Source organism: Pseudomonadota bacterium, assembly GCA_039196715.1.
Classification (GTDB): domain Bacteria; phylum Pseudomonadota; class Gammaproteobacteria; order CALCKW01; family CALCKW01; genus CALCKW01.
The window spans coordinates 1-25848 of record JBCCUP010000050.1; the positions used below are offsets into that span (position 1 = coordinate 1).

19 protein-coding genes are annotated in these 25848 nt (G+C 65.0%); 11 read left to right on the forward strand and 8 right to left on the reverse strand.

From position 1 onward, the window contains the following. Positions 1–595: 595 nt before the first annotated feature. From AAGA11_15665 to AAGA11_15675, 3 genes are all read right to left on the reverse strand, one after another. Complete coding sequence (locus AAGA11_15665; GenBank protein MEM9604304.1) at positions 596–1612, reverse strand: colicin D domain-containing protein; 1017 nt, start codon at positions 1610–1612, stop codon at positions 596–598. A gap of 69 nt (positions 1613–1681) precedes the next feature. Then, positions 1682–8686, reverse strand: a complete 7005-nt coding sequence (locus AAGA11_15670) for a hypothetical protein (GenBank protein MEM9604305.1) — start codon at positions 8684–8686, stop codon at positions 1682–1684. 473 nt (positions 8687–9159) lie between these two features. After that, positions 9160–9597: a MaoC family dehydratase gene (locus AAGA11_15675; GenBank protein MEM9604306.1), complete on the reverse strand. Its 438-nt coding sequence runs from the start codon at positions 9595–9597 to the stop codon at positions 9160–9162. An 83-nt stretch (positions 9598–9680) separates the two neighbouring features. On the opposite strand from AAGA11_15675, the gene AAGA11_15680 reads away from it, so the two are divergent. The 5 genes from AAGA11_15680 to AAGA11_15700 are packed head-to-tail and all read left to right on the forward strand — an operon-like array spanning position 9681 to position 14873. Further along, a complete protein-coding gene (locus AAGA11_15680; GenBank protein MEM9604307.1) occupies positions 9681–10820 on the forward strand; it encodes an alpha-hydroxy acid oxidase in 1140 nt (379 codons plus the stop codon). A 7-nt stretch (positions 10821–10827) separates the two neighbouring features. Further along, entirely contained in the window at positions 10828–12585 is a 1758-nt protein-coding gene (locus AAGA11_15685) for a thiamine pyrophosphate-binding protein (GenBank protein ID MEM9604308.1), read from the forward strand. 2 nt (positions 12586–12587) lie between these two features. Further along, positions 12588–12947, forward strand: a complete 360-nt coding sequence (locus AAGA11_15690; protein MEM9604309.1) for a hydroxyisourate hydrolase — start codon at positions 12588–12590, stop codon at positions 12945–12947. A gap of 4 nt (positions 12948–12951) precedes the next feature. Continuing rightward, a complete protein-coding gene (locus tag AAGA11_15695) occupies positions 12952–14082 on the forward strand; it encodes a dimethylsulfoniopropionate demethylase (GenBank protein MEM9604310.1) in 1131 nt (376 codons plus the stop codon). Continuing rightward, positions 14079–14873 carry an enoyl-CoA hydratase gene (locus AAGA11_15700; protein ID MEM9604311.1) on the forward strand — a complete coding sequence of 265 codons (795 nt, stop codon included), beginning with the start codon at positions 14079–14081 and terminating at the stop codon, positions 14871–14873. Before AAGA11_15695 ends, AAGA11_15700 begins: the two co-directional genes overlap by 4 nt. Before the next feature lie 167 nt (positions 14874–15040). Here AAGA11_15700 and AAGA11_15705 read toward each other — a convergent pair whose 3' ends face one another. After that, positions 15041–15532 (reverse strand): prepilin-type N-terminal cleavage/methylation domain-containing protein, encoded by a 492-nt coding sequence (locus AAGA11_15705; GenBank protein MEM9604312.1) that lies wholly within the window; start codon positions 15530–15532, stop codon positions 15041–15043. A gap of 167 nt (positions 15533–15699) precedes the next feature. Then, a complete protein-coding gene (ilvY, locus tag AAGA11_15710) occupies positions 15700–16605 on the reverse strand; it encodes an HTH-type transcriptional activator IlvY (GenBank protein MEM9604313.1) in 906 nt (301 codons plus the stop codon). 135 nt (positions 16606–16740) lie between these two features. Between ilvY and ilvC the strand changes: the two genes are divergently transcribed. Then, on the forward strand, positions 16741–18219 hold the full coding sequence (gene ilvC / locus AAGA11_15715) for a ketol-acid reductoisomerase (GenBank protein ID MEM9604314.1): 1479 nt from the start codon (positions 16741–16743) through the stop codon (positions 18217–18219). Positions 18220–18315: 96 nt separating this feature from the next. On the opposite strand, the gene AAGA11_15720 is transcribed toward ilvC, so the two are convergent. Then, positions 18316–19464, reverse strand: a complete 1149-nt coding sequence (locus tag AAGA11_15720) for a mandelate racemase/muconate lactonizing enzyme family protein (protein ID MEM9604315.1) — start codon at positions 19462–19464, stop codon at positions 18316–18318. A 152-nt stretch (positions 19465–19616) separates the two neighbouring features. On the opposite strand from AAGA11_15720, the gene AAGA11_15725 reads away from it, so the two are divergent. Further along, complete coding sequence (locus tag AAGA11_15725; protein MEM9604316.1) at positions 19617–20354, forward strand: isochorismatase family protein; 738 nt, start codon at positions 19617–19619, stop codon at positions 20352–20354. Further along, positions 20351–21325, forward strand: coding sequence for a helix-turn-helix domain-containing protein (locus AAGA11_15730; GenBank protein MEM9604317.1), 975 nt, complete (start codon positions 20351–20353; stop codon positions 21323–21325). Before AAGA11_15725 ends, AAGA11_15730 begins: the two co-directional genes overlap by 4 nt. A gap of 39 nt (positions 21326–21364) precedes the next feature. On the opposite strand, the gene AAGA11_15735 is transcribed toward AAGA11_15730, so the two are convergent. Further along, positions 21365–22501 carry an AraC family ligand binding domain-containing protein gene (locus tag AAGA11_15735; GenBank protein MEM9604318.1) on the reverse strand — a complete coding sequence of 379 codons (1137 nt, stop codon included), beginning with the start codon at positions 22499–22501 and terminating at the stop codon, positions 21365–21367. 67 nt (positions 22502–22568) lie between these two features. On the opposite strand from AAGA11_15735, the gene AAGA11_15740 reads away from it, so the two are divergent. Next, a complete protein-coding gene (locus AAGA11_15740; protein MEM9604319.1) occupies positions 22569–23183 on the forward strand; it encodes an HAD family phosphatase in 615 nt (204 codons plus the stop codon). On the opposite strand, the gene AAGA11_15745 is transcribed toward AAGA11_15740, so the two are convergent. Continuing rightward, positions 23184–24173: an alpha/beta hydrolase gene (locus tag AAGA11_15745; GenBank protein MEM9604320.1), complete on the reverse strand. Its 990-nt coding sequence runs from the start codon at positions 24171–24173 to the stop codon at positions 23184–23186. Between the two features lie 112 nt (positions 24174–24285). Between AAGA11_15745 and AAGA11_15750 the strand changes: the two genes are divergently transcribed. Together AAGA11_15750 and AAGA11_15755 are read left to right on the forward strand one after the other, a co-directional pair. After that, the gene (locus AAGA11_15750; protein MEM9604321.1) at positions 24286–24783 is read left to right on the forward strand and encodes a methylated-DNA--[protein]-cysteine S-methyltransferase; all 498 of its coding nucleotides are present in this window, start codon (positions 24286–24288) and stop codon (positions 24781–24783) included. Between the two features lie 48 nt (positions 24784–24831). Then, complete coding sequence (locus AAGA11_15755) at positions 24832–25848, forward strand: ornithine cyclodeaminase family protein (GenBank protein ID MEM9604322.1); 1017 nt, start codon at positions 24832–24834, stop codon at positions 25846–25848.

The following is a 25848-nucleotide window of genomic DNA, read 5'->3' on the forward strand; positions in this document are numbered from 1 at the left end:
CCACGATAGGTCTTGCCGCACCCTTGCGGCTGCAGGCGCTGCTCGTCTACAGCAAAGATGCCGTCTTTGTACCGACCTCAGTACAAGGGCAACAGACTCGAGCCTCCTCATTCGTTCCTTATCACTCGTTAGCACTGCGAGAGGCCTGGTTGCGTTTGTGCTTCAACGGTGGCTGTCTAATTGACTGCCCAAGCCTCCCCATTCGTCCCTTATCACTCGTTGGCACCGCGAGAGGCCTGGTTGCGTTTGTATTTCAACGGTGGCTGTCTAAGTTTCTCTGGTTGTGACGTTGGCTGTCTAAGTTTCTAAGCATGACGCAATAGCCTGTTTGTGCTTGTCTATCTGGGGTGACGAACCAGCCTACTGGTCAGTTATGGTGACATGCGGCTTCGTGCGTCTTTGACGAGCTGCGTGTACTCCGGGTGTAGCACTTCTGGAATGCTCTTTTCCATAGTAGCAACCATATCAAAAATCGCTTGCTTCTCGGCGTACCCAAGATTCTCAATTTCAGAGTTGTCAGCGTAATTGCTAAGCCACTCGAAGAATATCAAAGCAGTATCTTTTGAAATATCGAAGGACAACTTGGGACGAATCATTATAGCGAACCACGGCCTAGAACATTGCCAAGCTGTGATGAGGATAATCTCCAGCCACTAATGAAGTCATCATCAGGTGTTTTCATCACATTGAGCCCAGTTTTAGGGTTCGTAAAGTGAGTAACATCTTGCCCTCTATATGTTCCAGGTATCACAGCAGTGTCCTTATCGTTGACATGTTTTTTGATTGCTTCTTTGAATCTCTCAGCATTTTTCTTATTGTAAGGTCCAGTTACTCCAAATTCTTCTGCGTGCTTGAATTTACTTTGTATCTGACGCGTAGAGAAGTTGATTGTTCGATTGACAGCCGCGCCCGCTGACTGGAGACCAACACCTGAAGACCCGCGCCCTATCCTGGATGCAGCAGAAACACCTCTAACTGCACCACTGAAAACAAAACCGCCAGCAAACGTAGCAACATCTTCAGCAAGTGCGCCAGCAAAACCTAGAGCGCCCCCGTTTCCATTGTATCCATCAGCGAAGGCATCTGCGACCGCTTCAGAGTCAAATGAGCCTCCCGTAATAGCATCCCATCCCTGGGAAATAGTCTCAAATATTCCACTGACAAAGTTTTCGCCCGTAGGGTCAGTGTAGCGGTAAGGACTATTCGCTCCATAGTGATACCGCCCAAAGTAGCGGGAATCGCCCGCATGCGGCAACACCGGATCCACGCTCAAAAACCGCCCCACCTGCGGGTCGTAGTACCGTTGCTGTGCGTAGACAAGCCCAGTGGTGTCTTGGACGTGACCGGTGTACCCCACGTCGGTGCCGAGCAGGCCGCAGCCGTTGTCCGTGCGAGGCACGGCGTCCGGGTTGTCCAACTTCTCGCCGTACGGTGAGTACTGTTCGCGCCAGCAGACGTCACCGTCAGCATTGAACGCAGCCGTCGGGCTGCCCGTGGCGTCAGTGTGGAAGTAGATGACTTGCATGCCCGCGTGCGCGTGGGCACTGAGTGCGATCAAGCCCGCAGCGATGGCGAGGTGCGCGGCTCGGCGCACGGTGGTGAATGGGTTCATCATGTCTATTCCAATGCTGTATTTTGTATCTGGTCGGGCTGGCCACAGAGGCTAGCCCCGGATCTGCGTCTAGTCGCAGATCACCTCACCGACGTAATAGTCTGCAGAGGTGCCGAGGTTGCCGTTGTCACTGGCGAAGGCCCAAGCCCATCGTCGATTGCCACTCGCGTCGGTCGCGTCTTGCACCAAAGACGCGTGGGGCTGGGCGTAGTAGCCGTGCGTGCTGCCCGTGCGGTCACGCCAGCCGTCGTTGGCGCCGTTGTCCCAACCGAGCCACGCGACAAAGCCCGTGTCCACGTCTACCGCAATTAGTGCGTTGTTCTCTGCGTGTGCGGTGCCCTTCGGGTGGCCGCCACGGTACAGCGAGAGCAACGCGACCCCTTTGCCATCGAGCGGCATCGAGACGTGGCCTGCCGGCGAGGTTCGGCCATTCCACAACTCCGTGCCGAGGACTTGTTCGTACTCGTCGCGGGCAAAGTTGTAGAGGTACACACCCGAGCGCAGTGTCACGCCGCTGGCTGAGGTCTTGCCTCTCCAGCCGTTGAGCGCTTCGTGGCCAATGCTGACCAACACCGGCTCACCGTCGGCGTTCGTGCCTACATCGAAGTGGGAAGGTCTACCCGAAACCAGTTTGCGGTTTGATAGGCGCAGATCTCGCGTATCAAAGGCGTAGAGCTGACCCCGGTCGAACGTGGTGTTGAACAGTCCGTTAAACTGCCCCGCCACCAGCACGTACCGGCCGTCTGGCGTGATCGACGCAATGTCGAGCTCGCTCGAGTGGTCCATGCCGGAGAAGAACAGGGTGTTTTTGACTGTGCCACGGTTGAGGTCGAGCACCGCCACCACGCCGTGGCCGCCGCTGTTCAAAATCACCGACACCGTCGAGCCGTCCGCCGAGATGCTGCCTTGCCCCCCCATGGCGTAGGCGTTGTTGCTCGTGCCGAGGTTAGTGAAGGTCCGGCCGTTCGCGTACACTGGGCTGCCGCGGAAATCGAACACGACCGTGTGTTGGTCAGTGGCGGCGTTGTAGCGGTAAACACGGTCGTTTTGCTTGTCGAAGTAGTAGGCCGTGTTGTCCTGTTGCGGGTGCCATTGCCAATCACCAAGGGTGGCGCCAGCGTTTGAGACCACCCGAACGTTGCGGAAGGTCTTGCCGTTGTACAGTGCTCGCGAGGCGATACCGTGTGAAACCGCGTAGGTTCCGTCGGCCGAGAGTGCATCGTGCTGGGAGTACTCAGGCATCCGGTGCAGGAAGTGGGTAGCGCCCATGGTGCGCGCAGACGCCCCGTCAGCCACCTTGGTCACCCGAACGCTGTACGGCAGCCCCTTCGGGTGGCGCCATGTGCGGCTTGCACCCACCGACGTGGGCAGACGCTTGTCAGAGGATGGCCAGAGGTCGTGCTCGTACCCCACCAGTTGGAAGGTCGGCGCGCAGATACCTGCCGCGTTGCCAAAGGAAAACGGTGTAACACGCGAGGAAAAGCTGTTGCCGCCTGCGCTCGTGTCAATGCCACTCCCCGAGCCGCCCGAAGAATCCGCCGGTCCCAGCCCCGTGGGCTCGGCGCTGCCTTTGCGGACCAAGCTGATCTTGTCGACCGCGAGTCCAGCGGTTCGTGCGATCAGCTCGATCGTGTGAGTGCCGGCCGCCAAACTCACGTCACTGCGGTTGTAGTTGTTGCTCCAGTGCCAACCACTCGCATTGAAGTAAAGTCTGCCGTCGAATGGCCCAATCATCTGATTGTTGATCCGCAGCCACAGCGACTTCTCACCGCCGCCGTCGACGTTCTTTACTCGAAAATAGAGCGAGTAGTCGCCCGATTGCGTCACCGTGACGGGCACACGCAGCACCGCGCCCGCGCTCGCCACCCAGTTGGCTGCGCCTTTGACCTCGTAACGGAAGCCACCGGCAGCGGTGTTGTCAGCGACCCGCTCCCAACGTGCAGGACCACTGCCTGCGGTCACGGCCATGTGCTCGGCGTCCACGGTGATCGAGCCATCACCTTGCTGCACATAACCTGCGCTGCCGCCGCCCGACGGTGGGTTGCTTGTGCCACCCGTTCCGCCCGATGAGTCGGCAGGCCCAAAGCCCGTGGGCGCCGCACTGCCTCGGCGCACCAAGCTGATCTTGTCGAGTGCAAGCCCGGCTGTGCGCGTGATCAGTTCGATGGTGTGTGTGCCTGCCGTCAAGCTCACGTCACTGCGGTTGAAGTTGTTGCTCCAGTGCCAACCGCTCGCGGTGAAATAGAGTCTGCCGTTGTACGGACCGATCATCTGGTTGTTAACCCGCAACCAGAGGGACTTATCGCCGCGCCCGTCCACGTCTTTGACGCGAAAGTAGAGGGTGTAGTCGCCTGAACGAGACACGGTCACAGGCACACGCAGTACCGCGCCTTCGTCTTCGTACCAGTTGTCCGTGCCGGTGACGTCGTAGCGGTACCCGCCCGATGCCGCACTGTCGGCCACCTTCTCCCAGCGGGCGTCGCCACTGCCGTCGGTGAGAGCCATGTGCTCCACATCGACCGTGATGCTGTCGTCGGCCTGCTGGGTGTACCCCGTGCCGCCTGTGCTGTCCGTGCTGCCTCCGCTGCCGCCACTCGACCCTCCCGCAGCTTGGTAGGAATCGGCAGGACCGTCACCCGTCGGGGCCGGTGTACCTTTTGGCACGATCGTCAACTTGTCGACCGACAACTGCGTGGTACGCGTCACCAGTTCCACCGTGTGCTCGCCCGCGCTGAGCGTGACATCACTGCGGTTGTAGTTGTTTGTCCATTTCCAGTCCTGGTTGGTGAAATACAAACGCCCGTCGAATGGCCCGATGCGTTTATCGTCGACCCGCAACCACAGGGACTTAGAGCCGGACGCGCTGTTGCGTGTGCGGAAGTAAATGGTGTACTCACCCGCCTCAGTGATGGTCACTGGCACTCGCAGTACCGCGCCCTTGTCAACGTTCCAGTTGGCAGTACCGTTGGCTTCGTAGCGCACGCCGCCCGAAGCCGTGCTGTCTTCCACCCGCTCCCAGCGTGCTGGCCCGCTGCCTGCGGTAAGCGCCATGCGCTCCACCTCGACCGTGATCGATCCGTTGGCGAGCTGTGTATAGCCGCCGCTGCCCGAGCTGCTGCTGCCACTCGAACTGCCGCCCGAACTTCCACCGCCGGTGCTGCCGCCGTTCGAACCACCCGACCCCGCGCCACCGCCGGTGTCGCCCGAGCCCCCGCCATTCGGCACGCTGCCGTCACCGGTGATGCTGCTGCTGAAGTCTGTCCGTGCGACGAGCTTGCCACCTGCGTAGTGGTAGTCGCTTTGATGGTCGTTTTCTGAACTAGCGCGGTGACGCAAGGCACCGTCGATGCCGTAGACGCTGTAGCTGTGTTTACCGTCTTTGGTGGTCCGACTGCGACGCCCGTGGCCGTCGTAGAGGTAGGTGTAGGCGTATGTCTTCGCCTTGTCCTCGATACGCTTGACTTGGTTGGCCGCGTTAAAGCCGATATTCTGTTTGCCGGTCCACGTGGCGTTGCCGTGCGGGTCATAGCTGAAACTGCTGCGGGCCACGGGGCCACCCGATATCCCACTCAGTTTATTACTGGAATCGTAGTTGTAATTCGATGTCGTGCCGTTGACTTTGACCCAGTCGATGTTATCAACAGCATCGTAGGCGTACTCGTGGGTGCCGAAGCTGCCGCCCGCGACACGGGTCAGGCGATCCTGCTTGTCGTAGCGCATGGACAGGCTGCGGGTGCGGTCGCCCGTGATGGCGATCGAGGTTACGTTGCGCGCCGTGTCATACCCGTAGTCGTGTTTGGCGAGCACCGAGCTGGACAGCCAAGGCGTAGTGGTCGTCACATCAGGCAGGTGGTTCTTCGTCAGCGTCTGACGGCTGCGCAATGCCCCAAGGCGGCTATCGGCCAGCAGACCGGTCGGGTGGTAGCGCAAGCTGCTTGCGAGCGTGGCGTTGCCCGTTGTGACCGCAGTCGCTCTACCCAAGCCATCGGGGGCAAACGCGTATCGTGTGCCACTGGGGTAGGTGATGGCAGTCAGATTGCCAAGGCTGTTGTAGTCATACTTGAGTTCAAAGCGACGGCCATCGACGTTGTGGTTCTCGGTGCGAACGAGCGACTCGAGGTCGTAGGTGTATTGGCTTACTGTGGTGTTGCTTCCCACCGCGACCGACTTCAACGCGCCGTCGGCAAAATACTCGTAGACGCGGTCGGCGTCGCTGCCCGCAAAGTCCGCCTTCTTGAGCTGATTCGCGTCGGTATAGGTGTACGTGGTGGTGTCACCCCCCTGGATACGCTGCCTGATCTCGCCATCGTTATGGTAGCGGTAGGTCGTCGTACCGGTCTCGGGGTGTGTCTCTGTGGCAAGTAGGCCCTCAAACGCTGATCCCGCCGGCACGTAGGTGTAGGTCCGGGTCACGCCGCCCTGCCCGAGGCTTCTCACGCGCCCAACGGCGTCACGGTCGATGGTGGTGGTCGCGTGTGGCCGCACGATGCGCGTGCTCCAAGCGGCATCAGGGTGGCCGTAGGCGTGCAGGTACGTGGTTGTGGTCGCCGTGCCGTTGCCGGTCGGCCCGGTGCGGGCAACAGTGAGGTCGCTGCCACTCACGCCGTAGCGGTAGGTGGTAGTTGCTGTGGCACCCGTCGACGTGGTGTGAGTTTCAGACTGTAGGCGGTCGAGGCCGTCGTACTCGTAACTCGTGACCGTGGGTGCAGTGTACCGCGTTGGGTTGATCAGATCTCGGCCGTATAACGCGCCAACCCGTGCACTTCTCAGACGGCCCAGCACATCGTAATTCCAGATGTGCTCAAGTATTTCCTTGTCACCGCCGGGCACGGAATACTCGACCATCTCCCGTATTGGGTCATTGAGCATGTTGAATGTGGTCACACGGCGGTAGGTCGAGCCTTGGGATTCAGTGCGGGTGACTGTTCTGTTCGCCGGGATCACGTTCCAAGCGATCGTTGTCGCTGTGCGACCGGACTGCGGTGAGATGACTTTGCTCAATCGCCGCAGAGCGTCATACTGGTATTTCCACTTTGCTCCGGTGTTGCCCAACACGCTTTCTTCACGCACAGTGCCATCGCTATTAACCACGCGACTTTGTCGGGCGTTGTTGCGGTCGCGCACATCGCGTGGAATGCCGCGGTAATAGGAAAAGAACCGTTGTAGGCGGTTCTCGCCGTCTATCACAGCGCTGAGATTTCCGCTGTTGTCGTAGCTGTATCCAGTTCTGATGCTGCCGACTGTGTGCGACAGCAAGGCGCCGTTTGAACGCCTGAACACGCGCGACTCTGAACCGATTCCGGCGACCGACCGTGTCCTCCATTGTGCTACTACCCACCGTTCAATCGTCTCAGGATCGAGCGCGGTCACATCGTCGATCACAGGATAGGCATACGTCAGCGTCGTGGTACGCGATTGGCTACCCCCATCGGTCTCGACCACGGTACGTGGCGCGTTGTAGCTGTCAAAGTTCGAGAAGATTCGGGAGTAGCTTAGACCGGTGCCGCTGCCGTTCGTGATCGATGTCTTGATCTCGGCAACGCGCGGCACATCGGCCTGGTAATAGCCACCGCGGTTGTTGAAGCCCGTGACACGCGTGCTATCGAAAAACCCGGTGTGTCCCTGCCAAACATATTCGGTGGTGCGAAGGCCGGTGTCGGTGAATACCTGACCTGATCCCACTGTTCGGAAACTCGGTGGCGCTGAGCTCATACCCTCGTGCGAGCTCCTTACCTTCTTCAGGAGCTTCCCGCGTTGCGCTCGCTCAATAGCGTACTGCGCATTTAACGTAGGCTGTGCGTAGGTGTTGGCACGGTACACCGTGTGGTAGTGGAACTGCGTTGAACCCGTGGGTGCAACCACCGTCCTCACCAGATTGTGGCCACTGCGCGAACGGCTGAACGTCCACGTTTGTGACACGTTGGTGCCGTGCAGGGTGCGCGCGGTGTGGATCCAATAGGTGCCAGCGCTGTACGCCGGATCGCGCGACGCGAGTGGGCCGAGGTAATCCAATTTGGAAGCCTGGCCCATCCCGTAGGTGATCCGCATCCCCTCGGGGTAGCGCACTTCTGCGACCAGGTCATTCTGACGGCGGTAGTACCATTCTTTGCCGTCTTCACGGCGCCAGCGCGTGACGGCCCCCGCGCTCTCGTGGATGACGGTGCGGACACGCTTTCGTGGTGAACCGTTGTCCTCGTACCCGGAGAGCGTGTCACCGTTGTAGGTGAACGTCACTGCGCGGTTGTCTGAGGCGGTGATCGACACCACACGGGGCTGATCCTTGTAGCTGTCGTGGGCACTGGTTGGAATCGGGTTGTTCTCGACGCGAGATATCCCTTCGGCAACAGACGCATCGGCGGCGTAGCGGTATACCAACGTGTTGCCGAACGCATCCGCGACCGAGGTCAGGTAAATCGCGTAGCCGTAGTCGGCATCGCTGAACGTGTCGCGCTTTCCATCAAACACCCACCGCTGACCTCGCGGATCATGCAGGGTGAATACGCTGTCGACGCAGGTGATGTACCAGTTCTTCGGGCTGACAAACGCCGCGTTAGACGGAAAACGGGCCTTACCCACAATCGCCGGGTTGCGTGTAGAGAAAAACTCGATCTTTTGGCCATACAAGTCGAGCGTGATCGGGTTCTTGCCAACAGCCGGTTGGTCAGTGGCCCCCACACACGTGCCGCCCGTTGCCGCCTCATGGCGGTACACCCAACGAAAACTTCCTCTGTCGCCTGTGCTGCCGAGCGGCTTGAGGTGTCGACCCACACTGCCCGTGTAGGCGAGCTTGGGCAGCAGAATCGATTTGTCATCCCGCATGACAACCAGGTCAAGCGTGCCGTTCCCAGGTATGCGCATATCGACCATGCGGTGTTTGATCATGCCTTTGAACGCGTCGTATCGCTCGCCGCGCAGCCAGTTCAGGCCAGGGGAGTCCGTTGCGGCATCGAGCTCGGAACTTGTCAGGTCCTCCGCGCGAGCCTGGTGCGTGAAGAAGCCAAATGAGAAAAGTCCGCAGATCAGCAGTACGCCAATCCACTTCTTCTGGGGCTGAGAAGTGCTGTCCAATGTCATAGCCGGCTGTCCGTTAGGTCATCGCGTTTCGATTGCGATTCGGACGTATCAGGTCATGACGAAGCTGAGACACCAGGCGTGTGGGAGAACGTGTTTTAAAACCTCGTTTTGAATTGAATGAGGTTTCACAACGCCACTTCAGAAACACCAAAGCCCTTTCGGCCGGTATTTGCAATCAGTACGCTTTTGCTTCGGCCAGGCGCTGGGTCGCTTTAAATTGAAATTATAAAACACAGCTAATATTGATCAAATATATATGCGTACAAGCACTACAAATTTAAACAAAGAAATTTCACTTAACGAGAATTGATTTTTCCAGCCGGCAGGATGAGTAAACGGGCTGCTTTTGGCTCCACTGGCCGATTTTCATGCAATGAAAATCAAGAGACAGCACCGGTTTCAGCGAAATACGAGGACATTGCATACCCTCTTCCAGACTGCACCGATGACCAATAGTAGGCCCTGCTATTAAGTCAGTCCGACAACTCGAACAGACTCGTCGCGTCGAGCGAGAGCACCTGCACACCGTCCTGGTTGTGCAGCTGCCAGTGCCAGCACAGCACGCCGCGGGTGGCGCGTTTGCGCGAGCGGCGCTTCTCGGTGACCGTGATGCGCAGTGTCAGCGCATCACCCGGTCGCACGGGGGCGTGCCAGCGCAGGGCGTCGACGCCGGGCGAGCCGACACTTTCCGACCCGGTCAACACGGTGTCGACAGCGAGGCGCATCGCGAGCCCACAGGTCTGCCAGCCGCTCGCGATCAGGCCGCGGTAGGGCCCACCTTCGGCGCGCGCCGGGTCGGTGTGAAACCACTGCGGGTCGTAGCGCTCGGCGAACGCGACGATCTCCTCGGCCGAAACCGAGACTGGCCCGGCCTGGTACACATCCCCTTCGTTGATGTCGTCAAACCGCATGGCAACTCCCCTGGCCTCTGCCGAGCTTGCCAAGCGTGGGGCGCTGTCGCAAGCTGGCTGGCGCTTGCACCCCGGACCTTTCGATGCGGCCCGACTCGGCCCTCTTCAGCACAGACGATGCGATTCGCCTCGCCCGGTGGCGCCTGCCGCGCCTGGCCTTCGACTTCATCGCGGGCGCCACCGGGCGCGAACACGCCGCGACCCACAACACCGAGGCGATCCGCGCGCTGCGCCTGCAGCCGCGCGTTCTGCTGCCCACCGACGGGCGCACGCTGAGCACCCCGCTGCTCGACGACACCTGGGAACGGCCGTTCGGCATCGCGCCGATGGGCTTGTGCAACCTGGTACACCCGGACGCCGACACGCTGCTGATCGACACCGCACGGCGCTGCACCTTGCCGGTGTGCACGTCGACCGCGGCGTCCACCTCGCTCGAGCAGGTCGCCGCGCGCGCAGGCAACACGGCCTGGTTTCAGTTGTACGTGACCGGCGGCGTCGACGACGCACTGGCGCTGGTCGAGCGCGCGTTGCAGGCCGGGTACCACACCCTGGTACTGACTGTGGATGTGCCACAGGCCTCGCGGCGCATCCGCGACCAACGCAACGGCCTGCAGTTGCCGTTTCGACTCGGCGCACGCCAGCTCGTCGATTTCGCCCTGCATCCGCGTTGGACGTGGTCGCAGTGGCGCCGCGGCGCCCCGGCACCCGCCAACTTCGACGCGGCGAAGCCCTTCGACCGGGGCGCGAGCCGCGGTGCCTGCGACCGCGCCTTTCTTGACACCCTGCGCGCGCGTTGGCCCGGCCGGCTGCTGGTCAAGGGCATCACCCACCCCGACGACGCGCGCGCCGTGCGCGACGCCGGTGCCGATGCGGTCTGGGTGTCGAACCACGGCGGGCGCCAGCTCGACGCGGCACCGGCCGCAATCGACATCCTGCCGCGCATCCGTGCGGCACTTGGGCGCGATTGCCCGATCCTCTTCGACAGCGGCCTGCAAAGTGGCGAAGACGTGGTCAAGGCGCTCGCCTGCGGTGCGGATTTTTGTATGCTGGGCCGGCCGTGGCTCTACGCGCTGGGCGCCGGTGGCGGCGCCGCACTCGATCGGCTTGTCGACCTGATCAGCACCGACATCGACACCGTGATGGCGCAACTCGGCGTCACCCGCACCGTGGACATCAGCGAACAGCACCTATGGCAAAGCGATCCCAACGAGACCCCGTCGTGAGGCTCCCATGAGCGACACCGTGAGCAACCGGCGGCGTTTGCGCGGCGGTGCACTGCTCGCCGAGGCGCTGGCCGACAAAGGCGTCGAACACGTCTTCACGCTGGCGGGCGGCTTTTGCAACCCCGCACTCGAAGGCTTCATGGCGCTCGAGCTGCCGGTGATCAACACCCCGCACGAACAGGTGGCCGGGCACCTCGCCGACGGCCACACGCGCGTGTCGCGCAAACCGTCGGTGTGCCTCGTCGGGCCCGAGGGCTTCTGCAACGCAATCCCGGCAATCATGGAGGCCTGGGGCGAGCGCACGCCGGTGATCTTCGTGACCGGCAGCAGCACGCTGAAGCGCCAGGGCGCAGGCGGTTTCAAGGAAATCGACGACGTCGCGATCGCCGCACCGATCACCAAGTATTCGGCGAGCATCACCGACGGCACCCGCATCCGCGAGTTCGTCGACCGCGCCTGGCACATCGCCACCACCGGCTACCCCGGCCCGGTGCACCTGAGCCTGCCGGTCGACCTGATGTTTGCCCACGTCGACGCCGACGCCGGGCTCGACCAACGGCCCCGCTGGCACGGCGATCGTCCGGCGCCACGCGCCTGGCCCGCGCCCGACGCGCTCGCGCCGATTCTCGAGCGCGTGTGCGCGGCCGAACGGCCCATCCTGATCGGCGGGCACGGCGTGTGGTGGTCGGGCGCGGAAGGCACACTGGAGCGCGTCGCAACGCGGTTCAGCCTGCCGGTCTTCAACGTGCCCTACCACCAGAAGCTGCTGGCCGAGACCTCGCCGGTGTACATGGGGCTCGCGGACATCCACCAGTACGCGCCGAGCCGCTGGGCACTGCAGCAGAGCGACTGCGTGGTCATGGTCGGTTGCCGACTCGACAACCAGATGCAATTCGGCAACGCACCGTTCATCCCGGACAGTGCCCACCTCGTTTGCGTCAACGGCTCGGACGAGGAACTCGTTTACAACCACGCCGCCGACAGCGTGCTGCTGGCCGACCCGGCGGCGTTTCTGGACGCCCTGGACGCGCACGCGACGGCGCACGGCTGGCCCGGCACCCCGGACTGGCTCGCGGCCAACCGCACCCAGCGCAACGACTGGGTCGATGCCACGCTGCAGTCGATTGGCGAGGAGACCGCCGCCGACCAGGCGGCCGGACGCAAGATGCACCCGCTGCAGCTGTCGCTCGACGTGCAGGCCGCGATGCCCGACGACGCCTGGCTGGTGTTCGACGGCGGCAACACGCATTTCTGGTCGGAGATCGCCGTGAACCTCGCGGGTCACCGTGGCAAGCAGCTCGCCGGCATCCTGCACCCGGGCAACTACAGCCTGCTCGGCGTCGGTGTGTCACTCGCTCTCTCGGCCAAGCGCCTGCACCCTGACGCGCCTGTCGTGCTGATCAGCGGCGACGGCGCGTTCCTCTCCGGCGGTCTCTCGATCGAGACCGCGTTCCAGGAGGATGCACCGATCGTCGTCGTGATCGACAACAACGGGGGCCTGGATTGCATTTCCCAGCAGCAAGAGCGGCTGTTCGAGAACGGCCAGCACTACGCAACCGATTTCCGTGACATCCCCTTTCACACGTTGTTCGAGGGCCTTGGCGGCCAAGGCGAGTTGGTCGAGACACACGCCGAGCTCGCACCCGCCATGGCGCGGGCCCTCGCGAGCGGCAAACCGGCCTGCGTGAACGTGAAGGCGCGCGGGGTGATCAGCCCGATCGTCGCGGCGACCAGTGACAAACGCGACAAGGCGAGCATCGAATAGCCATGGCCCAGTTCACCACCCACTTGCTCAGCGCAGTCGACGGCCGGCACGCAGCCGGCGTGCCGATCCGCATCGTTCAACGCACGCCCGGGCGCGTCGACATCGAACTCGTCGCGGGCACGAGCGACGCCGGCGGCCGATTCAGCGCCGACATCGAACCCGAGGCGCCGACACCCGAGACCCGCTACGAGTTTGCGGTCGACACCGCGCACTACTTTGCCGACGTCACCGGCACGCGGCCCGCCGTGGTGGATGAGATCACGGTGCGCTTTGCCCTGCCCGACCCCGCCGCGCGCTACCACATGCCGCTGATGATCGCGCCGAACAGCTACAGCCTCTGGTGGTCGCCACCCGGCGGCTGAACACATGCGAAACGGCTTGCAGATGTCGCGGCGCATCCGCCGCACGCCCTACACCGCGCGGGTCGAGGCACTCGGCGTCAGCGGCTTCACGGTGGTCAACCACACACTGCTGCCGAAGGCCTTTCAGCATTCGGTCGAGGACGACTACTGGCACCTCCGTGAACACGTGCAACTGTGGGACGTCGGCTGTCAGCGGCAGGTGGAGATTCGCGGGCCGGACGCCGGTCGCCTCGTGCAATGGATGACCCCGCGCGACCTCAGCACCGTTGCCGTTGGCCGTTGCGTCTACACACCGCTTGTCGACCACCGGGGCCTGCTGGTCAACGACCCGATCACGCTCAAGCTCGGCGAGGACCACTTCTGGTTGTCGATCGCCGACTCGGACGTTGCGCTCTACGCGCTGGGCCTCGCGCGCGGCGCCGACCTCGACGTGAGCGTTGGCGAGGCCGACATCTGGCCGATCGCGGTGCAAGGGCCACGCGCCGAAGCGCTCCTGTGCACGCTCTATGGCGACCACCTCCGCAACGTGCGGTACTTCGGCACCGCCACGGTCGAGATCGACGGCAGTCCGTGCACGGTCGCGCGCTCGGGCTATTCGGGCCAGGGCGGCTTCGAGCTCTACCCCACCCCGGCCCAGGGCCGCGCGGCCTGGGACGCGCTCTGGCACGCCGGTCAGGCGTTCGACATCCGTCCGGGCTGCCCGAACCTCATCGACCGCATCGAAGCGGGCCTCTTGTCCTTTGGCAACGAGATGACGCGCGACGACAGCCCGCTCGAGGCCGGCCTCGCGCGCTGGTGCGACCTCGACACCGACACAGGCTGCATCGGCCTGGACGCCCTGCGTGCCCAGCGCACCCGAGGTGTCACACGACGCCTGTGCGGCGTCCGGGTCGACGCCCCGAGAGGCGCGGTCTGCGCCGAACCCTGGCCGGTGCGGGTCGGCGGCGAGACCGTGGGTTCGTTGACATCCGCGATACACTCTCCGCGACTCGGGGCGCACGTCGCCCTCGGCATCCTGGCGCGCTCGGCGTCGGCCCCCGGGCAGGGGGTCGAGGTGCAAGTCGACGCCGATCAGCGGGTGCCGGGGACGGTCGAGGCCCTGCCATTCACACCACGAGACGAGGCGTCGCGATGAGTGCATCACCGGTTCTGGAGCACACCGACAACGGCGTGTTGCGCCTGACGCTGAACACACCGGCCTCGCGCAACAGTTTGTCGCTGGCGATGCTCGATGCACTTCAGGCTGCGCTCGACAGTGCGCAAGACAACCCTGCCGTGCGCGTGGTGGTGATTGCGGCCAACGGCCCGGTGTTCTGCGCCGGCCACGACCTCACGGAAATGACCGCCGCCCGACAGAACAGCGACCGCGGGCGCGCCTTCTTCGAGGACACGCTGGCGCGCTGCGCCACGCTGATGCAAAGCCTGACTCAACTGCCGCAGCCGGTGATCGCCGAGGTGCACGCGATGGCGACCGCAGCCGGCTGCCAGCTCGCCGCGAGCGCCGACCTGGTGGTGGCGAGCGAGGACGCCCAGTTCGCCACCCCGGGCGTGCACATCGGTTTGTTCTGTTCGACACCGATGGTTGCACTCTCGCGCGCTGTCAGCGCCAAACACGCAATGGAAATGCTGATGCTCGGCGAGCCGGTCGACGCCGACACCGCCCACCGCATGGGCCTTGTGAACCGCGTGGTGCCCGCAGCCGAGCTGCGCGCCACGGTCAACGCCCTCGCGGCCAAGATCGCGTCAAAATCCACACTGACGGTCAAGACCGGCAAACGCGCCTTCTACCGCCAACGCGAACTCGACCTCGCCGCCGCCTACGACTACGCAAGCCAGGTCATGACCGAGAACATGCTCGCCCACGACGCCGAAGAAGGCATCGGCGCGTTCATCGAGAAACGCGAACCGGACTGGCAGGACCGCTGAACACGGAGTCAGGTCAGAGGAACGCGCCGCCCTGTGTAGCTCGACGCCAAATGGCCACCAACCTGGACGGGCACAGCGCGCTCGACCGATAGGGCGTCAACCTGGTTTTGCAACGCATCCGCTTGGATCAGACGGTTGCCTTGCGCACTGTCAGCGGCGGTGCGATATCAGCATTCCAGCATGGACCGCAGGTCGTCTGGATAGATGCCCACTTCCGGCATGGTCGGGTCACACCAATCTTTGGTGACTTGGCTGCCGTTGTCACTGAGCGTGAGTCCAATCCAACGGTTGGCTGTGTCCCCAATCGACGCCGCCGTCAACAGCACATAGGCCTGACCGACCCCTCTTCGGTTGGTCACGAACGCGCTGATGATGTTGTCGTCGTTCGCGAAGTCGTTCCGGTCAGCGGTTCCAACGACGCCTTCCATCTCAGCCTCTGAAGCCCACCGACCATTGATGTTGTAAAACACGATGGCTTTGTCCGCGAGCGAGGTGCCCAGCGTCACCGCCTTCGCGAGATTCGCTTTTTGGACGTAGCTGCGGTAGGACGGAACCGCAATACTGGCCAAAATGCCAATAATCGCGATGACAATCATGAGCTCGATCAGCGTAAAACCGGATTGAAGGGGTGGATTCGACGCGTTGGAATGACTGCGCATAGCGGTGATCACGTGACAGGTTCAGTACCTTGTTATCGGCCAGCCTCTAGGCCCGCTTGAGTGTCCAAGCCGTGCTCGCCAACGCGCTGAGGAACGCGTCGGCGAACTCGGCACCCTCCCCGAGGAATCGCACGCCGAACGTATGCCGAGACTGAGTCGCTGCGCCGTCAGCGACCGCCACTGGCCGGGTCGGCCTGCCGCCAGAACGCGGCCAGCAGCGGGTCGTCCAGCCGCCGTCGCTGGGCACACACCCCGATCGAGAACGGCTTGAGGTCGTCGAACCAGGGCAGCACCCGGATCGCCTCGCTGACCGGGCTGTGCGCCATCACGAGCTCCGGCACCACCGCGACGCCAAAACCCAGGCTGACCACACTGACCACCGCCTCGTGGCCAGCCACCTGCGCGTACACCCGCGGCGACTCCCCACGCTCGCTGAAGCGCGCGAGCAGCCGGTCGCGCGCGAGGCCGTGCTCGGCCAACACCACCGGCGTCTCGGCCCAGCGCGGTTCGCGCCCGGCGTCCAGGCACACCTGCATGGCGTCGGCAACCGGACCGGACACCGGGCCGTAGAGCCGTAGCGGCGAGGTGCGCAAGGGCACGAAGGCGAGGCCCGGCGGCAGGCGGTCCGGTTCGGCGACCACGGCACAATCGTCGACCCCACCCAGCACGCGCTCGACGCCGTCCGCCTGGTCGCCGGTGTGCAGCTTGAGCTCGATGCCGGGGTGCGCACGACGCAGCCCGGGCAGGATATCCGCCAGCACGCTGTAGCTCGCTGTGACCGAGGCATAGAGGCTGATCTCGCCGCGCAGCCCGTCGCCCGCCCCGTCCAGGCTGTCACGCAGCTGGACCCACGCGGCACTGTGCTCGGCCACCAGCGCGCACACCCGACGCCCCGCCGGCGTCAGCTGCACCCGGCGGTTGTCGCGGGTAAACAGCGCGTGCCCGACACGCGCCTCAGCGCGCTGAACCACGCGGCTGACCGCCGAGGTGCTGAGGTTGCAGCGCGTCGCGGTGCGGCCGAAGTGCAAGGTCGCGGCGAGGGTCAGGAGCACCTCGGCTTCGCGTTCTTCCATTGGTATATCCCGTTTAACGCAACACTACGTTCTGGATATTTCATTTTACGCAACACAGTCACACCGATACAGTGTGCGGCCCGCCGGGTGTGCCCCGGCCCCGCTCGACTCCCTCCCCCCAGCCGGAGAACCGCCATGGGACAGAATTACTTCAACACGCTGCCGCTGCGTGTTCAGCTCGAAGAACTCGCCAAGTGCCGCTTTATGGGCAGCGACGAGTTTGCCGAGGGTGTGGACTACATCCGCGGCAAGAAGATCGTCATCGTCGGATGCGGCGCCCAGGGCCTGAACCAGGGCCTGAACCTGCGCGATTCCGGCCTCGACGTGAGCTACGCGCTGCGCCAGGCCGCGATCGACGAGCAGCGCCAGTCGTGGAAGAACGCGACCGAGAACGGCTTCACCGTCGGCACCTACGAGGAGCTGATCCCGAACGCCGACATCGTCATGAACCTGACCCCGGACAAGCAGCACACCGCGGTCGTCAACGCGGTCATGCCGCTGATGAAGGACGGCGCCTGCCTCGACTACGCCCACGGCTTCAACCTGGTCGAGGAGGGTATGCAGGTCCGGCCCGAACTCACCGTCGTGATGATGTGCCCGAAATGCCCAGGCTCCGAGGTGCGCGCCGAGTACGTGCGCGGCTTCGGTGTGCCGACGCTGATTGCCGTGCACCGTGAGAACGACCCGAACGGCGACGGCCTGAAGATCGCCAAGGCCCTGGCGGTCGGCACCGGTGGCCACCGCGCCGGCGTGCTCGAATCCTCGCCGATCGCCGAGGTCAAGTCCGATCTCATGGGCGAGCAGACCATCCTCTGCGGCATGCTCCAGACCGGGTCAATCTTGTGTTATGACAAGATGATCGAGGAAGGCATCGACGCGGGCTACGCGGCCAAGCTCGTGCAGTACGGCTGGGAGACCGTCACCGAGGCGCTGAAGTACGGCGGCGTCACTCACATGATGGACCGTCTGTCCAACCCGGCGAAGATCCGCGCGTGGGAACTCTCCGAGGAGCTCAAGGACATCCTGCGTCCGCTGTTCCAGAAGCACCAGGACGACATCATGTCGGGCCACTTCTCGAGCACCATGATGGCCGACTGGGCCAACGACGACGCCAACCTGCTCGGCTGGCGCGCCGCCACCGCCGAGACCGACTTCGAGAAGCAGACGATCACCGAAGACGAGATCACCGAGCAGGAGTACTTCGACAAGGGCATCCTGATGGTCGCCATGGTGCGCGCCGGGGTCGAGCTTGCGTATGAGACCATGGTCGACGCCGGTATCATCGAGGAGAGCGCCTACTACGAGTCGCTGCACGAGACCCCGCTGATCGCGAACACCATCGCGCGACGCAAGCTGTACGAGATGAACGTGGTCATCTCCGACACCGCCGAGTACGGCTGCTACCTGTTCGATCACGCCGCGCGTCCGCTGCTGGCCGAGCAGTTCATGCCCAAGCTCAAGAGCGACGTGATCGGCAAAGGCCTCGACGCCGACGACGCCGGTGTCGACAACAAGACCCTCGTCGACATCAACGCCGCCTTGCGCGCCCACTCGGTCGAAGTGGTCGGCACCAAGCTGCGCGGCTTCATGACCGGCATGAAGGCCATCGTCTGATAGCAGCGTGCCCTGCCCGCGCCGCACCGAGACGGTCGATTCCCGGTCCGTGGCGGCGTGATTGGCGCTGGCAGGGCGTGACAGCGGCACGCGGCTTCAAACGCCGTAGGAGGTATCCGGGCGCCCAAGCGCGTCCGGGTTCAAACCGGCGCCCAGACCCGGGCCGGCCGGGGGCGCGATGCGGCCACCCTCGACGCACACCAAACCCTTGAGGTCAGTCGCCAAGGCCAGCGGTTCGCGCAGATCGCAGCCCGATATCAGCCTGTCGGGCGGCGCACCCAGGGCCACATGCAGGATGGCCGCGGCCGCAATGTCGCCGCACCACGGGCCGTCGATGCGCACGCGCAACCCCGCCCGGGTGGCGCGATCGCGCAGCTCCCGTGCGGCCAACAGCCCCCCGAGTGCAGCCGGCTTGATGCACAGGGATTGCACAACGCCCTCGTCAATCGCCCGAGTCGCGGCGCACCCGTCACCGACACACTGATCGACCATGACGTGCCGCCCCGACCGCCGGGCAACCTGGGCGTTGTCAACGTACGCGGTGCAGGGCTCTTCCCAGCGTATCCGCGCGTCGTCGAATTGCGCGATGATGTCGATGGCCTCGTCAACGGACCACCCGCCGTTCGCATCCGCGAGCAACACCTGCTCGTCGGTCATCACGTCCAGTACCGCGGAGAGCGCATGGATGTCGTTGGCAACGGAACCCATCCCCAGCTTCAGCTGGATGATCGCGTACTGCGACCCCGCGCCCCGAACCCGGGATCGGAGCGCCGCAACCGACCCCTCCGACACCGACAGGTAGTCCGGCACATCGGCTTGCTGCCGACCGCCCAGTACCTGACCGAGCGGCTCGCCACGGACCGCCGCCTCCCTGTCGAGCCAAGCGGTCTCCAACGCCAGGGCGACGCCCCGCCAGGCGCCACCGCGCTGGGTGAGGCGCACCGCAACGTCACCGAGCGCAGCCCACGGCTCGCCGATCAAGCCACCCAGCACCGTGTCCTCGGCCGGCACGCATTGCGCTCGGCCCGCCGCAGTCTGCCAGGGCAAAAAGACCACCTCCCCGAGACCGGTGCTGCCGTCGTCGCCGCGCACACACACCACCCGACCGTGCACGTGCTGCACGGTGACATGCGCCATCGCGAACGGGCCCCGCGTGAAGTCGACACGGTGGTCCCACACGTCGATGAGCGCAATGCGCGCGCTGTCCGAGACACCTGACCGTTGCCCGCTCATGCACCACCGCATCGACACCTCCAAGGTGAGTGAGACCATAGCCGATTGCCGACAGGGGCCGCGAGGGTGTCCGAAACTGACGGATTGAGGACCAACTTTGCCTCGCACACGCCATAACGGGCGCGCACACTGTGGCCCACGTCCCTGACCGAAAAGGCCGCACCATGTCCCACACCGCCCTGCTCGTGATCGACGCACAACGCGCGTTTGAAAACGAACCCGAGTGGCAGAATCCGGCAACCGACGCTTGGTTCAGTCAGCAAAACGCTCTGATCGCGCTGGCCCAGACACGCGGCTGGCCCGTGGCGCGCGTGCACCACCACAGCCGCTACCACTTCGACCCGACCGGGCCCGGGGTGGACCCGCTCCCCGCTGTCGCGCTCGCCGACGACACACCGACGTTCATCAAGCACGTTCACAGCGCACTCGACGCCGACGGACTCGGCGCGTGGCTCGCCAGCCAGCGCGCTGCACGGCTGGTCATCAGCGGCATCCGCACCGACCAGTGCTGTGAGACCACCGCCCGGGCTGCACGCGACGCCGGTTACGAAGTCGACTTCGTGTTGGACGCGACCCTGAGCTTCACCGTCACCACCGACGCCGGCGAGACGATCACGGCAGCGGACATCTACCGCCACACGGCTGCGATGCTGCACCGCCGCTTTGCCACCGTGCACACCGTCGAGACCCTGGCGGCGGCGGCTGAGAGCCCCGCGGTCAACCGCCATTGTCCGCGCAGCGGCAAGCCGGTGTCGGCAGGCGCGTTGACGCAGTACCGTGGCGAGACCGTCGGATTTTGCAACCCCGGCTGCCGCGACGATTTCGGCAGCGACCCAGCCGCACGGCCGGCCGACCGCCGCTACCTCGACCGCGTGCTGGCGTTGCGCGCCGGCGAGCCGTGAGGCCACCAAACGCGTCGCTGAGCCAGCCACCGACCGGGATCGACCTGCTGGTGCTGCCCGGCATGCACCTGCTCGACCTCGCCGGACCCGCGCAGGTGTTTGCCCACCGATCTGTCGCGTGGCCGCTGCGCGTGATCGGCCCGGACGCCAACACCACAACCGCGCAGGGGTTGGCGTTCGGCGCCATCGCGCCCCTGCCGCGCAGCATCGAAGCCGGGCGCTGGCTGATTGCGATCGGCTCGACCAACATGCCCGCGCTGCTTGCCACGGCCACCGGCGCTCGCACCGCCGACTGGCTCGCCACCCACGCCGAACGGTGGGCGCGCGTCGGGGCGGTGTGCGCCGGGGCGCTGATGCTCGCCCGCGCCGGGCTGCTCGACGGGTACCTCGCAACCACCCACCACAGCCTGCTGGCCGAACTTCGCCGCGCCGCGCCCCACGCCACCGTCGAGGACGACACGCTGTTCGTCGACGACCGCGGCCGTTGCACCAGCGCCGGCCTCTCGAGCGCGACGGACCTCGCCCTGCACCTGGTGCAAGACACCCTCGGCGACGCAGTGGCCGATACGGTGGCACGTGACCTCATGATCTACCGCCGTCCCCAGGTCAGCCAGACGCCGCTCGCAGACACACTGCAATGCCGACACCACCCGGATCAGCGGGTGCACGCGGTGCAGGACCGGATCGCCGAAGACCTCGCCGTGTGTGGCGGCCTCGCTGCGCTGGCCGAGGCCGTTCACCTGAGCGAACGCCAGCTGCGGCGCCGCTTCCTGTGTGCGACCGGGCGCACCGTGCGGGACTACATCCAGCTCGCCCGTCTCGAGCGCAGTGCACAGCTCCTTCGGGAGACAAACTTGCCAATCGATCAGGTCGCTGAGCACGCCGGCTTCCGGGACGCTCGGGCGCTTCAACGCTTGTGGCACAGAAACCATGGCACCACACCCAGCGCGGTGCGAAACCGCATGGCCTGAACAGCCACCGGTTCGGCTCTGCGCCGTGCTACGCGGCACTCAGTCCGCCGGCGCGCGTACCTCTGTGGCAAAGGGACCGGGCAGGCTCACTTCGAGCAATTCGAGGTCATCACTGCACTCGGCGTAGCGGTGGGGCTCGCCTCGCGGCAGCACGAAGGCTTCGCCGGTGCCAAGCGGCTGGGCGCCCGCGGTGCTGTGCAACACCATCGAGCCGCTGAGGATGAAGCTGAAGAGGATGTCGGCGTCGTGGGTTGTTGCGACGGACGGCGTGTCGGCATTGCCGCGGTAGCGTGCGACCTGCACGCCAGCGACGCCTGCGCTGGTGTCGTTCACGCCCGTGTCGCGCGCTTCAAAACCCGGCAGGCGCCAGGCTTGCCATACAGCCTCGTGGAGCAGGTGGTGGCAAAAACGCTGGCCCTGGAATTCGCGCTCGCGGTTCACCGTGGCCGTTGGCAACGTCATGTCGTGGTCGATGGTGGTGATGTGCTCGGCCGGCACGCCGATTTCAATCACCTGCAGGCCGTCCGAGGCCTCAAGCACACGGTGGCGGATCTGCGGCGGCTGGGTCACGCAATCCCCGGCGTTCAGGATGAACGGCTCGCCCTGGTCCTCGTAGACGAGGCGCACCCAGCCACGGTAGCAATAGATCAGCTGAAACCCGACGACGTGGTAGTGCACCATGTCGGGCACCGGGCCACCCTCCGGAATGCGGATGTGGGAGGCGATGATGCTGCCGCCCAAGCGGCCGGGAATGAGGTCGCGGTACTGCATGCCGGCCCGACCGATCACCCAGGGCGCCCGGTCGACCAGACGTCGCACGATGAACTCCTGCGTCGGCACAGGCGTGGTGTAACTCGGGTTGAGCGCGTCCACTTCCACCCGGTTGCCACCGGGCGACACGAGCTGTGTCCGACCCTTGGCGACGTGCTCGGGGGCGTCGCTGAGAATGCGTACGGTGGCGGGCGCTTCGGGCGCGTCAAGCTGAAGGCGAAGATACAAGCCGTGGCCTGACACCAGGGCGACGCGTGGATCGTCGGCGGGGTAGATTTCCTCGAGCCGAAACCCGAGGGTCTCCTGAAAAAAACGCATCTCCGCCACGAGGTTCGTGCACGGCAGGCGGACTTCGGCGCGGCTGGTGGCCGGTGAAGGGTCTTCGGGCAGCGGGCGGGTCGACATCGGTCACACAGGCGCGTCAGGATTCGGGCTACTCTAGCACGCACACCTGCACCGGCCGCTGCACACCATGCCCCACACCATCGAGCACATCGTCTTCGACATCGGACGCGTGTTGCTGCACTGGGACCCCGAGCTGCTCTACCGCAAGCTCATTCCCGACGACGCCGAACGCGCGTGGTTCTTCGCCAATGTCTGCACCACGGAATGGAACCTCGAACAGGACCGCGGCCGCGACTGGACGCTGGCCGAGGCACTGCTGATCGCCGACTACCCCGACCACGCCGATCTGATCCGCGCGTGGCGCGGGCGGTGGCACGAGACCGTGCCAGGCGCCGTCGAGGGCACCGCGGACATCCTGTTGACGTTGGTCGAACAGGGCCGCGACGTGACCTTGTTGAGCAACTTCAACCAGGACACCTACGCCGAGGTGCGGCTGCGCTTTCCGGAGCTCGACGCGCCGCGCGGGCGCACGATTTCAGGCCATGTCGGCATGATCAAGCCCGAGCCCGGAATCTACCGACACCACGTCAGCGCCTTCGCGCTCAACCCCGCGGCCACCTACTTCATCGACGATTCTCCGCCAAACATCGCCGCCGCGGAGGCGGCGGGCTGGCAGGGCCACGTGTTCACCTCGGCCGACGCGCTGCGCGCCGACCTCGCACGCCACGGCATCACGGTCTGATCAGCTCGACGGTGTGTCGTCGCGCGAGGCGTTCGGGGCGGCCTCAGCCGCCGGCACCGCATCGACGGGCGCAAAGTCACTCAGCGCCTCGACGATGCGATCAAAGCTCGCGCGCGCCCGCGCCACGCTGTGGCGAGCCCGCAGGTAGCCGTGTACCAGACCCGGCTCGTCGATGTGGGTCGCCTCACCGCCCGCGGCGGTGACCCGCTCGCAGTACACGCGCGCGTCGTCGCGCAGCGGATCGCAACCCGCGCTGATCGCGACGGTCGGCGGCAGGTTGCCGAAATCGGTCGACGCGAGTGGCGCGAAGGTTGGGTCGGCGCTGAGGTCGCGCTCGCCGCTGTAGACGCGGTGGTAGAACAGCACATCGTCGCGGCTCAGCATCGGCGCGTTGGCGTGCGCGAGGTAGGAGCCCGCGTCGACGTCCCCGCCGAGGCCCGGGTAGATCAGCACCTGGCCGAGCGGCCGTTGGGCGCCGCGCAGCACGTGCGAGAGCGCCGCCGCGAGGCAGCCGCCCGCGCTGTCGCCAGCGAGGATCACGCGGCCGTCGACGTGGTCGAAGGTCCAGCGGTAGGCGGCAAGCACGTCGGCGAACGCGGCCGGGTGGGTGTGCTCGGGTGCGAGGCGGTAGTCGACCGCGACGACCGCAAGCCCGGTGCGCTCGGCGAGCTCCGCACAGACGTCGTCGTGGCTGTCAAATCCCCCAACGACAAAGCCGCCACCGTGCAGGTACAACACCGCCGCGGGCGCGAACACCGTGCTGCGGTACACCCGCACCGGCACCGTCAAGCCGTCGCGCTCGGCGTTGACGTCGGTGGAAATCACCGTGTCGGGCCGGGGTCGTCGGAAGGCCGCGCACATCGTGTCGTAGACGCGCCGCTGCCCGGCGACGTCGAGCGAGACCGTGTGGGCCGGGTAGTGCGACTCGGTCTCGCGGATGAACCGCCAGGTCTCGTCGTCGATCAGCGTGCGGTAGTCGGGCGTTTGCATCCGCGAATTGTCGGGTTTCGCCGGGACCGGCACAAGCGGCGGGGCGGGCGCCGCGCAGCCGCCGGCAACTGCGATACACTGCGGGGCGTCCCCAGACCGCGACCCGCCCTGCATGACGCCGCCCCTTCGACACAGCTACCACCACAGTCCGGTCGGTCCGCTGTTGATGGCGGGCGACGAACGCGCGTTGCACTACCTGAGCTTCCCCGGCGGCAGCCGGGCGATGTCGCCGGCCGACTACTGGCCGCGCGACGACGGCTTCTTCGGCGAGGTGCGACGCCAGCTCGACGCCTATTTCGCGGGCGAGCTGACCCGCTTCACCGTGACCCAACAGCACACCGGCACAGACTTCCAGAAGCAGGTGTGGACCGCGCTTCAGGCCATCCCCTACGGCGAGACCCTGACCTACGGCGAACTCGCCAGGCGTATCGGCAAGCCGACGGCGTCACGCGCCGTCGGCGCCGCGAACGGCGCGAACCCGTTGCCGATCATGACGCCCTGCCACCGGGTCATCGGTGCGGACAACTCCCTGACCGGCTTCGGCGGCGGCCTGGAAACCAAGCGCTTTCTGCTCGCGCTGGAACAGCGCGACCTGTTGAGTAACCTCTGAGGTGACCCGCGCGCGGCCACCTCAACCCACTGCAGGAGTGTGCCCACCGTGAGCACAGACGGCGACGTACCGGTCTACCTCGACTTCCTCAACCGCTTCGACATCGAGTCGCTCGCAATCACCGACGACGAGATCCTCGACGCCGTCGAACTGGCCCTGATCGCCCAGGGCCGCGGTGAGACCGAAATCGAGCCGCGCACCCACATCCGGCCGCGTACGGACGTCGAAGGGCACTTCAACGTGCTGCGCGGTTGGATCGGTGGCGAGATCGACTCGGCCGGGGTCAAGGTGGTCGGCGACTTCGTGCCCAACTACCTGCAAGGGCGCCCGTCGGAGTACGGTCTGTTGACGCTGTTCGACCCGCACATGGGCGCACCCAAGGCGATCGTCGACGCGACCGGCATCACCGAGATGCGCACCGGCGCGATCACCGCCCTCGGCGCCAAGCACCTCGGCCCGCGGCAACCCAAGGTGCTCGCCCACATCGGCGCACGCGGCACCGCCTACTGGAACGTGCGCCTGCTCTGCCACCTGTTCGACTTCGACGAGGTGCGGGTGCACTCCCGCCGACCGGAAAGCCGCGAGGCGTTCGCCGCGCGCCTGCGCGCCGACCTCGGCCGCGACATCGTCGTGACCGACACCTGGCAGGCCTGCCTCGAGGGCGCCGACATTCTGGTCGAGGCCTCACGCTTGCCCGAGCCTGAACCGCTCTTCAAGACAGCCTGGGTCAAACCCGGCGCCCTGGTCGTGCCCTACGGCACCATGTCCGCCGTGGAACTCGACCTGATCGACATCATGGACAAGGTGGTCATGGACGATTGGGGTCAGGCACACGGGCTCTTTGGTGCGCTGCGCGCCCACGTCGACCAGGGCAAACTGACGGCCGACAGCCTGCATGCCGAACTCGGCGAGATCGCCGCCGGTAGCAAGTCGGGGCGCGAGGCCGACGACGAAACCATCCTGTTCTGGCACCGCGGGCTGTCGCTCTCGGACATCGCGCTCGGCCACGCCATGCTCGCCAAGGCGCGCGACCGCGGCATCGGCCAGCGCCTGCGCTTCTTCTGA

What these genes read in the sequence shown, in the direction of transcription:
- AAGA11_15665 (MEM9604304.1), bottom strand. Translation starts at nt 1,612, where the DNA reads ATGAACCCATTCACCACCGTGCGCCGAGCCGCGCACCTCGCCATCGCT.
- AAGA11_15670 (MEM9604305.1), bottom strand. Translation starts at nt 8,686, where the DNA reads ATGACATTGGACAGCACTTCTCAGCCCCAGAAGAAGTGGATTGGCGTA.
- AAGA11_15675 (MEM9604306.1), bottom strand. Translation starts at nt 9,597, where the DNA reads ATGCGGTTTGACGACATCAACGAAGGGGATGTGTACCAGGCCGGGCCA.
- AAGA11_15680 (MEM9604307.1), top strand. Translation starts at nt 9,681, where the DNA reads ATGCGGCCCGACTCGGCCCTCTTCAGCACAGACGATGCGATTCGCCTC.
- AAGA11_15685 (MEM9604308.1), top strand. Translation starts at nt 10,828, where the DNA reads ATGAGCGACACCGTGAGCAACCGGCGGCGTTTGCGCGGCGGTGCACTG.
- AAGA11_15690 (MEM9604309.1), top strand. Translation starts at nt 12,588, where the DNA reads ATGGCCCAGTTCACCACCCACTTGCTCAGCGCAGTCGACGGCCGGCAC.
- AAGA11_15695 (MEM9604310.1), top strand. Translation starts at nt 12,952, where the DNA reads ATGCGAAACGGCTTGCAGATGTCGCGGCGCATCCGCCGCACGCCCTAC.
- AAGA11_15700 (MEM9604311.1), top strand. Translation starts at nt 14,079, where the DNA reads ATGAGTGCATCACCGGTTCTGGAGCACACCGACAACGGCGTGTTGCGC.
- AAGA11_15705 (MEM9604312.1), bottom strand. Translation starts at nt 15,532, where the DNA reads ATGCGCAGTCATTCCAACGCGTCGAATCCACCCCTTCAATCCGGTTTT.
- ilvY (MEM9604313.1), bottom strand. Translation starts at nt 16,605, where the DNA reads ATGGAAGAACGCGAAGCCGAGGTGCTCCTGACCCTCGCCGCGACCTTG.
- ilvC (MEM9604314.1), top strand. Translation starts at nt 16,741, where the DNA reads ATGGGACAGAATTACTTCAACACGCTGCCGCTGCGTGTTCAGCTCGAA.
- AAGA11_15720 (MEM9604315.1), bottom strand. Translation starts at nt 19,464, where the DNA reads ATGCGGTGGTGCATGAGCGGGCAACGGTCAGGTGTCTCGGACAGCGCG.
- AAGA11_15725 (MEM9604316.1), top strand. Translation starts at nt 19,617, where the DNA reads ATGTCCCACACCGCCCTGCTCGTGATCGACGCACAACGCGCGTTTGAA.
- AAGA11_15735 (MEM9604318.1), bottom strand. Translation starts at nt 22,501, where the DNA reads ATGTCGACCCGCCCGCTGCCCGAAGACCCTTCACCGGCCACCAGCCGC.
- AAGA11_15740 (MEM9604319.1), top strand. Translation starts at nt 22,569, where the DNA reads ATGCCCCACACCATCGAGCACATCGTCTTCGACATCGGACGCGTGTTG.
- AAGA11_15745 (MEM9604320.1), bottom strand. Translation starts at nt 24,173, where the DNA reads ATGCAAACGCCCGACTACCGCACGCTGATCGACGACGAGACCTGGCGG.
- AAGA11_15750 (MEM9604321.1), top strand. Translation starts at nt 24,286, where the DNA reads ATGACGCCGCCCCTTCGACACAGCTACCACCACAGTCCGGTCGGTCCG.